Below are 9,156 nucleotides of genomic sequence, written 5' to 3' on the forward strand. Positions count from 1 at the left end.
TTCGCGGCTCACGCCGCTACAACCGACAAGGTCTTCGACTCGGCCGAGGATCTCGTGCTGTGGGACGTCACGGGGCGTGAAGACGTTGTGACCGAGCAGATGTCCGCACACCCGTACGTCGACCTCTCGGCGGGCGATCTCAAGCGCGACCCGTTCGATGCACACGCGATTCTGCGGCTCGGGGCGACGGATGGCTCTGCCCCGGACATCGCCACCGACATCGCGGTCGAGATCTGCCTCGATCACGCCGACGCTCGCCTGCGGGGCGCGATGTCGCGCACACGCTGGCCCCGCGGTGATGGCGGCATCGACCTGCAGATCGTCCCCTCGTGCGGCGCTGCGCTTTCGCCCGGAGCGGTCGCCGCGGTCGCGGGCGGGTACGCGTTCAACGTCGACGGTCAGCTCGCGGTCGGCGACAGCATCTTGCCGACCGGTTCGGGCTCGGTCTTCGGAGTGCGAAGCGCGTACGGCAACTACATCGATCCCGCGAACCCGCGGTACCGGGCGCATACCCAGCTCGCGGGCGTCGTGAGTGCGGCGGTCGGGGATGACGGACGTTCGCCGAGCGCGACGGATGCCGAGCTCGCCCGCTTTGCGGATGACCTCGTGACGGTGGTGCCGGTCGTCGCCCCACCGACGCTGGACACGTTCTTCTCGGGTGGCCCGGGTGCCGTCCACATCTATGGGCTGAGAGCTCCGTTGCCGCTCGGGCCCGCGCGAGCGGATGCCTCGGCCCCGACATGATCTGTCAAGCCCGGCCCGCCGGCACGGCGTGCTCCCTAGGCTGGGGCGATGACGATTCCCACCCTCACTCTCCGTTCCGGCCACGACATCCCGCAGCTCGGTTATGGGGTCTTCAAGGTTCCCGCGGGCGACACCCAGCGAGCGGTCTCCGAGGCGCTGTCGATCGGATACCGTCACATCGACACCGCAGCGATCTACGGCAACGAAGAGGGCGTCGGTACCGCGATCGCGGCCAGCGGTATCCCGCGCGATGAGCTCTTCATCACGACGAAGCTCTGGAACGACCGCCACGACGGTGACGAGCCGAACGCCGCGATCCGCGAGAGCCTCGACAAGCTCGGTCTCGAGCACGTCGACCTGTACCTCGTGCACTGGCCCACACCCGCCGCCGACAACTACGTCCACGCGTGGGCGAAGCTCATCGAGCTGCGCGATGCCGGGCTGTCGCGCTCGATCGGGGTTTCGAACTTCGAGATCGCGCACCTCGACCGCATCGTCGCCGAGACCGGTGAGGTTCCCGCCGTCAACCAGATCGAGTTGCACCCGGCACACCAACAGCGCGAGATCGTCGCGTGGGGCCAGCAGAACGACATGCACATCGAGGCCTGGGGCCCGCTCGGACAGGGCAAGTACGACCTGTTCGGACTCGAGCCGGTGCACGAGGCATCCGTCGCTCACGAGAAGACGCCCGCCCAGGTCGTGCTGCGCTGGCACATTCAGAAGGGATTCATCGTCTTCCCGAAGTCGGTGCGTTCCGAACGGCTGCGCGAGAACGCCGACATCTTCGACTTCGCGCTCTCGGATGCCGAGATGGCCGCGATCGACGCGCTGGACGCAGGCGATGGTTCGGGTCGCGTCAGCGCGCACCCGAACGACGTCAACTAACGCCGATGACCTCTCGCCTCGACGACGCACGCAGCCCCTACCTGCGCGCGCACGCGGGCAATCCGGTCGCGTGGTACCCCTGGGGGCCCGAGGCTTTCGCCGAGGCGGCGCGGCGGGATGTGCCCGTTCTCGTGTCCATCGGCTACTCCACGTGCCACTGGTGCCACGTCATGGCTCGGGAGTCGTTCTCGGACGAGGCGATCGCGGCGCAACTGAACGACGGTTTCGTCGCCATCAAGGTGGATCGTGAAGAGCATCCGGATGTCGACGCCACCTATCTCTCCGCGGCCGCGGCATTCACGCCGCACCTGGGCTGGCCGATGACCGTCTTCGCGACCCCGACCGGCGTCCCCTTCTACGCGGGCACGTACTATCCGCCCGAGGCGCGGCCGCCGGTTCCGGCGTTCCGCGATGTGCTGACGGCGGTCCGTGAGGCGTGGACCGAGCGGCGGGACGAGGTCGACGGGACCGCGGAGGCGATCGCCGAGGCCCTGCGCGCCGCGGCGCAGAGTGGCGCCGGGTCGCTCCCGACGCTCGAGGATCTCGCCGGTGCTGCGCGCGCGGTCGCCGGGGCGGAGGATCCGGCGTACGGGGGCTTCATTTCCGGCGGCGCGGTCGACGCCCCGAAGTTTCCGATCGCGACGGTGCTTCGATTCCTGCAGGCGCCGGGCCTGGGGCAGGTCGCGCCCGAGGCGGCAGCGCTCGCCGCGCGCACCGTCCAGACGATGGCGGCATCGCCCCTGCGTGATGCGGTTGAGGGTGGATTCTTCCGGTATGCGACCCGCCGGGACTGGTCCGTACCGCACTACGAGCGCATGCTGACAGACAACGCGCAGCTGCTCGATGCGTCCGTCCGAGCGGGCGAGGAGGACGTGGCCGCGGGAATCGCCGCGTTTCTGATCGATGTGCTGCAACAGGAATCCGGTGGCTTTGGTGCGGCCCAGGACTCCGAGTCCGTGATCGAGGGACAGCGGAGCGAGGGCGGTTACTACGCACAGGATGCCGTGGGCAGGGAACACCTGTCGCCACCCGCCGTCGACGGGAAGGTTGTCACGGGCTGGAACGGCCTGGCCATCGGTGCGCTCGCCCGTTCCGGAGCCCGGCTCGATAAGCCGAGCTGGATCGAGGCGGCGGCGCGCGCGGCCGAGGACGTGATTCAGAACAACCTGCGCCCCGACGGCTCGCTCGTGCGTGCTTCGCTCGACGAGATCCCGTCGCGTGCTCCGGCCGTGCTGGCCGACTACGGCCAGTTCGCATCGGGACTGCTGGCGCTCTCGATCGCGGCGGCCGAGCCGGCGTACGCCGTGGCGGCGCGAACCCTCGTCGATCTGTGCGTCGAGCCCGAAACGCGCGCGGTGCGTGCGCCCGGCGGCGGTGACCCGGTGCTCGCGGCTCAGGGGATCACCGCGGCGGGCGAAGGTTCGGACGGCGACGAGCCCTCGGGCGACGCGGCCATCGCGGGAGCATGCCTGGACCTCTGGCTGCTCGGGGCGGGCGAGGAGTATCGCGCCCGCGCATCCGGGATCGTCGCCTCACGGGGTGCCGAGGCGCTCGGTCGGCCGCTGGGTTACGGTGCACTGCTCGCCATCGCGGTGGGCCTGGCGGCGGCCCCGCGACAGATCGTCGTTGTTTCGGATGATGCGGACGACCCGCTCGCTCGTGCGGCACGCGCCGCCTCTGCCGACGTCGTGGCGATCGTGCCGACGCATCGAGCCGCGCAGTTCGCGGGCGCGGGGTTCTCGTTGTTCGAGGGTAAGGCGCCACGCGACGGACGACCGACCGCGTACGACTGTCGGGCATTCGTCTGTCGACTTCCCACGACGGACCCTCGGGACATCTCGGGCTGAGAAGCCCTATTCGCCCGGCGCGATCGCGCTGCTGAGCCGGCGGAATGCCGAAGCGACGGCATCGCTTTGCTCGGGCAGCAGGCCGTCGAGAGCGTCGGCGCGGTGCGCGCGTGAGGTGGCGAACGCGGCGCGAATCGGGGAGTCATCCGGGATGGTGGCCGTGACACGGATGCTGCGACGGTCGGATTCGTGGGGTCGGCGTGCCAGGTATCCGCGGGTCTCGAGTCGATCGATGAGCGCCGTCGTCGCTGCGGTGGAGATCGCGAGCGTGCGGCTGATCTCGCTCGGACGCACGAGCGCGTCGGCCTGCTCGGCAGCGAGTAGCAAGCGGAGGACGACGATGTCATTGGCGCCCAGGTTCAGGACACCACGCAAATCGCGTTCCTCGGTCGCCAATGCCGCCTCGAGGGCGAGGAGCGCGTCGAGCGGGTCGATGCGGGTGTCGGCGGACACGTCGGGGCCCCTCTCGGTGATTGACGAGCGCGTGAGCCCCACAGCCTACGACAGATTAGCTTTTAGATTTAGCTAAATAAACGAGAGACTAGATGGACTAGCGGAAAGTCGTCAGGGCGACGGCCGCGAGCGCGACCCCCAGCGCGACGACGCCCATGCCGGTCGCGGCTGTCAAACCCAGACGTGCCATTCGCGGCTTGCGGCGCAGAAGCGCGTCGCTCGAGCGGCGTCCGAGTGCCGCCTTCGCATCGCTGAGTTCGAGATAGCGACCCACGGGCTCACCCCGCGCATCCGTCGCGACAAAGCCCCCGAGCACCTCGTCGATGCAGCCCAGAAAGTTGCCGCCACGGTTGCCGGCGATCAGACCCGGCCCGACCGATACCCAGACCGTTCGCATCCGTGACGGCGCGATGGGCGGTTCGACGAGTGCCATCGACCCTCCCGGAGCGCACATGCACGGTGCATCTAACGGAGTGCATAGAACGGATAGTTACTAGGCAAGTTACCTAAATCCGCGCGAGAGGCTGGATCCGACACGCGGGTCAGATCCAGCTGAACATCCAGTTGTGCAAACGCCAGAACTCGTACGGCACTTCGATTGCTGTCCAGAGCGGATACCAGAACACCGAGACCGCAACGGCCACGAGCAGGAATGCCGCGACGGCGCCCTGACCGCTCGTGCGACGGTCGGTCGGCGCATCCGATGGCCCGGCGATCCGGCGCAACGACAGCACGAGGGCGAGGATCAGGAACGGCACGATCACGATCGTGTAGAACTGGAAAATCGTCCGCTCGGGGTAGAGCAGCCACGGCACATAGGTAGCCGCAACGCCCGTGAGCACGAACGCCACCCGCCAGTCCCGTGAACGCCCGGCCCCCGGCCAGATCAAACGCACGGCCAGGAACACGATCGCCGCGACTCCCGCGTACCAGATCAGGGGGTTCGGGATGCTCGAAATCGCCTGCACGCACCCGCCGGCCATGTCGCATTCGTCGACGCCCGCGTCGGTCTTCTGCCAGTACATCGATGTCGGGCGCAGCAGGAGCGGCCACTGCCACGCGGGCGAGGCGTACGAGTGACCGCTGGTCAATCCGACGTGGAAGTTGTAGATCGCCTGGTGATAGTTCCAGAGTGCGAGGAAGGGATTCGCGTCCGAACCGCGGTCGTAGCCGCCCGGGGTGACGAGCCAACCGGTCCACGTCGTCAGGTAGACGAGGGCCGCCACCGGCACGAAGAGGAGGAACGTCGCGGGTCCCTGCCGGAGTGCGGCATCCGGAAGCCAGCGCCGGATCCCCGCACGCCGTCGTGCCAGGGAATCGGTCACAACAAGGTAGATGCCGAGGGCCGCCAGGACGTAAAGGCCCGACCATTTCACCGCGGTCGCGGCACCGAGAGCGGCGCCCGCGGCGAGGATCCACGGACGCGCCCACATCACGGGGCCCCACGTCGGTGGGTCGTCGCCGGATGCTGCGAGGGCGATGCGGGCCTGCATCCTGTCGTGGTCGATCAGGACGAACCAGAACGCCAGCAGCACGAAGAGCATCAGGAAGCCATCGAGCAGGGCGACGCGGCCGAGGACGATCCCGAGCCCATCCACGGCGAGCAGGAGTCCGGCGATGCATGCCCAGACGGTCGAACCGGTCAGCCGGCGGGCGATGAGGATCAGCACCAGCACGGCCGCGGTGCCCGCGAGCGCGGCCGCAAAGCGCCAGCCCCACGCGGTGTCCGCGCCGAAGATTCCGTAGCCGAGTGCGATCAGCCACTTGCCGAGCGGGGGATGCACGACGAAACTACCGTCGGTGAGAAAGCCCATCGTGTCGCCGGAGAGGAACGCTTCGTCGGCTCCGTCGGGCCACTTCGACTCGTAGCCGAGTTGCGAGAGGGTCCAGGCATCCTTCGCGTAATACGTCTCGTCGAAGACGAGAGCGTGCGGATGTCCCAGGTTGAACAGGCGCAGCACCGCCGCGAGCAGGGTGACGAGGGTGGGTGCGAGCCAATGCCAGAGCCCACCTACTACGGGTCGGGTCTGGAGCCAGAGCCTCAGACGCTCGAAAACCGTGGGGCGCGCGAGGGGCAGCAGGGGGTCGGTCGGGATGGGGCCGGTGCGTTCGGGGTCGAGGTCGCTGGCCGGCTGCACGCGACAAGCCTATGGGCGCCGGCTGTGAGCTCTGGCGCGACGGGGCTGCGTACATCTGAAAGGAACGAAGGGGGTCGACGGCCCGCGAACGCGGCGTGTCGGGCCCTTCTGGGGTCGTGGTTCCTTTCAGATTTACGGGTGTGCCGAGTAAGGGTGCGAAACTGACCGCATGCTGATCCTCGCCGCGACCCCGATCGGCAACCTCGGGGATGCCTCACGTCGTCTGGTCGAAACGCTCGAGGCCTCCACCGTCATCGCGGCCGAAGACACCCGCACCACCCAGCGCCTGCTCGCGGGTCTCGGAATCACGAACCGCCCGAGGCTGATCGCGTTGCACGACCACAACGAGAAGCAGCGCGCCGCCGAGATCATCGACCTCGCGGCCGAGCAGGACGTGCTCGTGCTGAGCGACGCGGGGATGCCGACGGTCAGCGACCCGGGCTTCGGCCTGGTCGCCGAGGCGGCGGCCCGCGGCGTGATCGTCACCGCGCTTCCCGGTCCGAGCGCGGTACTCACGGCGCTCGCCGTGGCGGGACTGCCGACCGACCGCTTCACCTTCGAGGGGTTCCCGGGGCGCAAGCAGGGTGAGCGCCGCTCGGCCTTCACCGCGCTGGCGCGGGAACCGCGCACGATGGTGTTCTTCGAGGCCCCGTCCCGGATCGCCGCGACCCTCGCCGATATGGCCGGTGTCTTCGGCGCCGACCGCCCCGCGGCCGTGTGCCGCGAACTGACGAAGATGTACGAAGAGATCAAGCGCGGCGGACTCGCCGAACTCGCCGCGTGGGCCGAGGGCGGCGTGCGCGGCGAATGCGTCATCGTGGTCGGCGGGGCATCGAACGCCCGGCCGCCACTTGCGGAAGCCGTCGCCCAGGTGCTCGAGCTCGTCGCCGCGGGCGGACGGATGAAGGATGCCTGCACCGAGGTCGCCGCGGCGACCGGACACGCCTCGCGCGAGCTGTATCAGGCGGCGCTCGCGGCAAAGTCCGACGCACAGCCCAAGTCCGACGCGAAGTCGGAGCCCGACGCAAAGCCGGGGTCCGGCGCACAGCCGAAGTAGCGTTGCGGGCATGAGCCGCCGCGGTGGGGTCGCCCTCCTTCTGATCGTCGGACTGCTCCTGGCCGGATGCGTCCCGGAGCCCGACGAGACAGACCGGGGACGGTCGTCCGCCGAGGCATCCGCTTCCGTGTCGCCAACCCCGCCCGAGGCGGCGATCGCGGTGCCCGACGACTGCGGCGACGTGCTGAGCGATACCGAGCTCAGCGAGCTGACGGGCCAGGAACAATACCTCGCCCCGACCCCGCCCTCGCTGGAGGCGCTGCCCGGTCCGCTCGCTCGCGAGACGGCCCAGGGCGCCGACGAACGCCGCGACTGCATGTGGTGGATCGTCGATGTCTGGGAGGGGTCGCTGCCGCTGTTCGTCTCGCGCACGAGCGCGGAGGCTCAGACGGCCCTCACCGACGGCCTGCGGACATCGACCCTCTACACCGAGACCACGATCGGGGGAGAGCTTGCCTTCACCTCGACGTACACCGACGAGATAGCCATTCACGAGGTCGTCTACGTCTTCGTCGATGACGTGTGGATCGCAGTGGTCGCGGCGGTCGAACCCGCGAGGGCGGTCGCGATCGCCGAGCGTGCGCTCACGGCTCTCACGGGCTGAGCGCCGCGGCGGGGTCCGCCGCCCCGGGCATTCGTCACACCGCGGAGCCGGCGCATCCGTCCCGCCTAGAATCGACGGGTGACTTCCGGCCGTTCGTTCTACATCACCACCCCCATCTACTACCCCAGCGACGTGCCCCACATCGGGCACGGGTACACGACGGTGGCGGTCGACGCCCTCGCGCGCTGGCACCGTCAGGCCGGCGATGACACCTGGATGCTCACGGGAACCGACGAGCACGGTCAGAAAATGATCCGCGCGGCGTCGGCGAACAACGCCACCCCGCAGGAGTGGGTGGACAAGCTCGTCACCGAGTCGTGGTTCCCCGTGCTGAAGACCCTCGACATCGAGAACGACGACTTCATCCGCACGACGCAGGAGCGCCACGAGACCCGCGTGCAGACTTTCTTGCAGGCGATCTACGACCGTGGCTACATCTACGCGGGCGAGTACGAGGCGCTGTATTGCGTGGGCTGCGAAGAGTTCAAGCCCGAGTCCGAGATCGTCGACGGCACCGGCCCGTTCGAGGGGCTCAAGGTCTGCGTCATCCACTCGAAGCCGCTCGAACTGCTGCAGGAGAAGAACTACTTCTTCAAGCTCAGCGAGTTCGCCGATCGGCTGCTCGAGCTGTACCGCGATGAGCCCGACTTCGTGCGCCCCGAGTCCGCGCGCAACGAGGTCATCTCGTTCGTGCGCAGCGGCCTGAAGGATCTCTCGATCTCGCGGTCGACGTTCGACTGGGGCATCGAGGTGCCGTGGGATGCCTCCCACGTGATCTACGTGTGGGTCGACGCCCTCCTCAACTACGCCACCGCGGTCGGCTACGGCGCCGATCCCGAGACGTTCGAGCGCCGCTGGCCGGCGTACCACGTGGTCGGGAAAGACATCCTGCGGTTCCACGCGGTGATCTGGCCCGCCATGTTGATGGCGGCCGGGCTCGACGTGCCGCGCGGCGTGTTCGCGCACGGTTGGCTGCTCGTCGGCGGCGAGAAGATGTCGAAGTCGAAGCTGACGGGCATCGCGCCGACCGAGATCACGGATGTCTTCGGTTCCGATGCCTATCGCTTCTACTTTCTCTCGGCGATCGCGTTCGGGCAGGACGGCTCGTTCTCGTGGGAGGACCTGTCGGCCCGCTATCAGGCCGAACTCGCCAATGGGTTCGGCAACCTCGCTTCGCGCTCGATCGCGATGATCGAGAAGTACTACGAGGGCATCGTGCCGCCGCCGGGGGAGTACACCGAGGCTGACGTGGCGGTGCAGAAGATCGTCGCGGATGCCGCGGCCACAGCCGACGCCGCGATCGACCGGTTCCGCATCGACGAGGCGATCGCCGCGATCTGGACGATCGTTGACGCTCTGAACCTTTACATCACGGAGAACCAGCCCTGGGCCCTGGCCAAGGATGACGCCCAGCGCGGACGCCTCGGC

General features: G+C 68.6%; 9 protein-coding genes. 6 read left to right on the forward strand and 3 right to left on the reverse strand.

The window, feature by feature from the left end; all coding sequences use genetic code 11:
• The 3 genes from MIC448_RS02600 to MIC448_RS02610 form a co-directional block, all read left to right on the forward strand.
• Nucleotides 1-744, forward strand: a 744-nt coding sequence (locus tag MIC448_RS02600; protein ID WP_036295659.1) for a hypothetical protein, incomplete at its 5' end; no start/stop codon positions are given.
• Nucleotides 745-792: 48 nt separating this feature from the next.
• On the forward strand, nt 793-1,629 hold the full coding sequence (locus MIC448_RS02605; protein ID WP_036295664.1) for an aldo/keto reductase: 837 nt from the start codon (nt 793-795) through the stop codon (nt 1,627-1,629).
• 5 nt (nt 1,630-1,634) lie between these two features.
• The gene (locus MIC448_RS02610) at nt 1,635-3,476 is read left to right on the forward strand and encodes a thioredoxin domain-containing protein (protein WP_036295667.1); all 1,842 of its coding nucleotides are present in this window, start codon (nt 1,635-1,637) and stop codon (nt 3,474-3,476) included.
• Nucleotides 3,477-3,482: 6 nt separating this feature from the next.
• Here the strand turns inward: MIC448_RS02610 and MIC448_RS02615 are convergent, their stop codons facing one another.
• The 3 genes from MIC448_RS02615 to MIC448_RS02625 all read right to left on the reverse strand — a co-directional run bounded on the left by MIC448_RS02615 (nt 3,483) and on the right by MIC448_RS02625 (nt 6,067).
• Nucleotides 3,483-3,929, reverse strand: a complete 447-nt coding sequence (locus MIC448_RS02615) for a MarR family transcriptional regulator (RefSeq protein ID WP_051513009.1) — start codon at nt 3,927-3,929, stop codon at nt 3,483-3,485.
• Between the two features lie 97 nt (nt 3,930-4,026).
• Nucleotides 4,027-4,362 carry a hypothetical protein gene (locus MIC448_RS02620; protein WP_036295670.1) on the reverse strand — a complete coding sequence of 112 codons (336 nt, stop codon included), beginning with the start codon at nt 4,360-4,362 and terminating at the stop codon, nt 4,027-4,029.
• A gap of 109 nt (nt 4,363-4,471) precedes the next feature.
• Entirely contained in the window at nt 4,472-6,067 is a 1,596-nt protein-coding gene (locus tag MIC448_RS02625; RefSeq protein WP_232711571.1) for a dolichyl-phosphate-mannose--protein mannosyltransferase, read from the reverse strand.
• Nucleotides 6,068-6,236: 169 nt separating this feature from the next.
• On the opposite strand from MIC448_RS02625, the gene rsmI reads away from it, so the two are divergent.
• The 3 genes from rsmI to metG form a co-directional block, all read left to right on the forward strand.
• The gene (gene rsmI / locus MIC448_RS02630) at nt 6,237-7,124 is read left to right on the forward strand and encodes a 16S rRNA (cytidine(1402)-2'-O)-methyltransferase (protein ID WP_081766145.1); all 888 of its coding nucleotides are present in this window, start codon (nt 6,237-6,239) and stop codon (nt 7,122-7,124) included.
• 10 nt (nt 7,125-7,134) lie between these two features.
• Nucleotides 7,135-7,728 carry a hypothetical protein gene (locus tag MIC448_RS02635; protein WP_036295673.1) on the forward strand — a complete coding sequence of 198 codons (594 nt, stop codon included), beginning with the start codon at nt 7,135-7,137 and terminating at the stop codon, nt 7,726-7,728.
• A gap of 78 nt (nt 7,729-7,806) precedes the next feature.
• Nucleotides 7,807-9,156: methionine--tRNA ligase (gene metG / locus MIC448_RS02640; protein WP_036295675.1), on the forward strand; the 1,350-nt coding region annotated here is incomplete at its 3' end.

Origin of the sequence: Microbacterium sp. C448 (assembly GCF_000582705.2) — a bacterium.
Taxonomy (GTDB): domain Bacteria; phylum Actinomycetota; class Actinomycetes; order Actinomycetales; family Microbacteriaceae; genus Microbacterium; species Microbacterium lacus_A.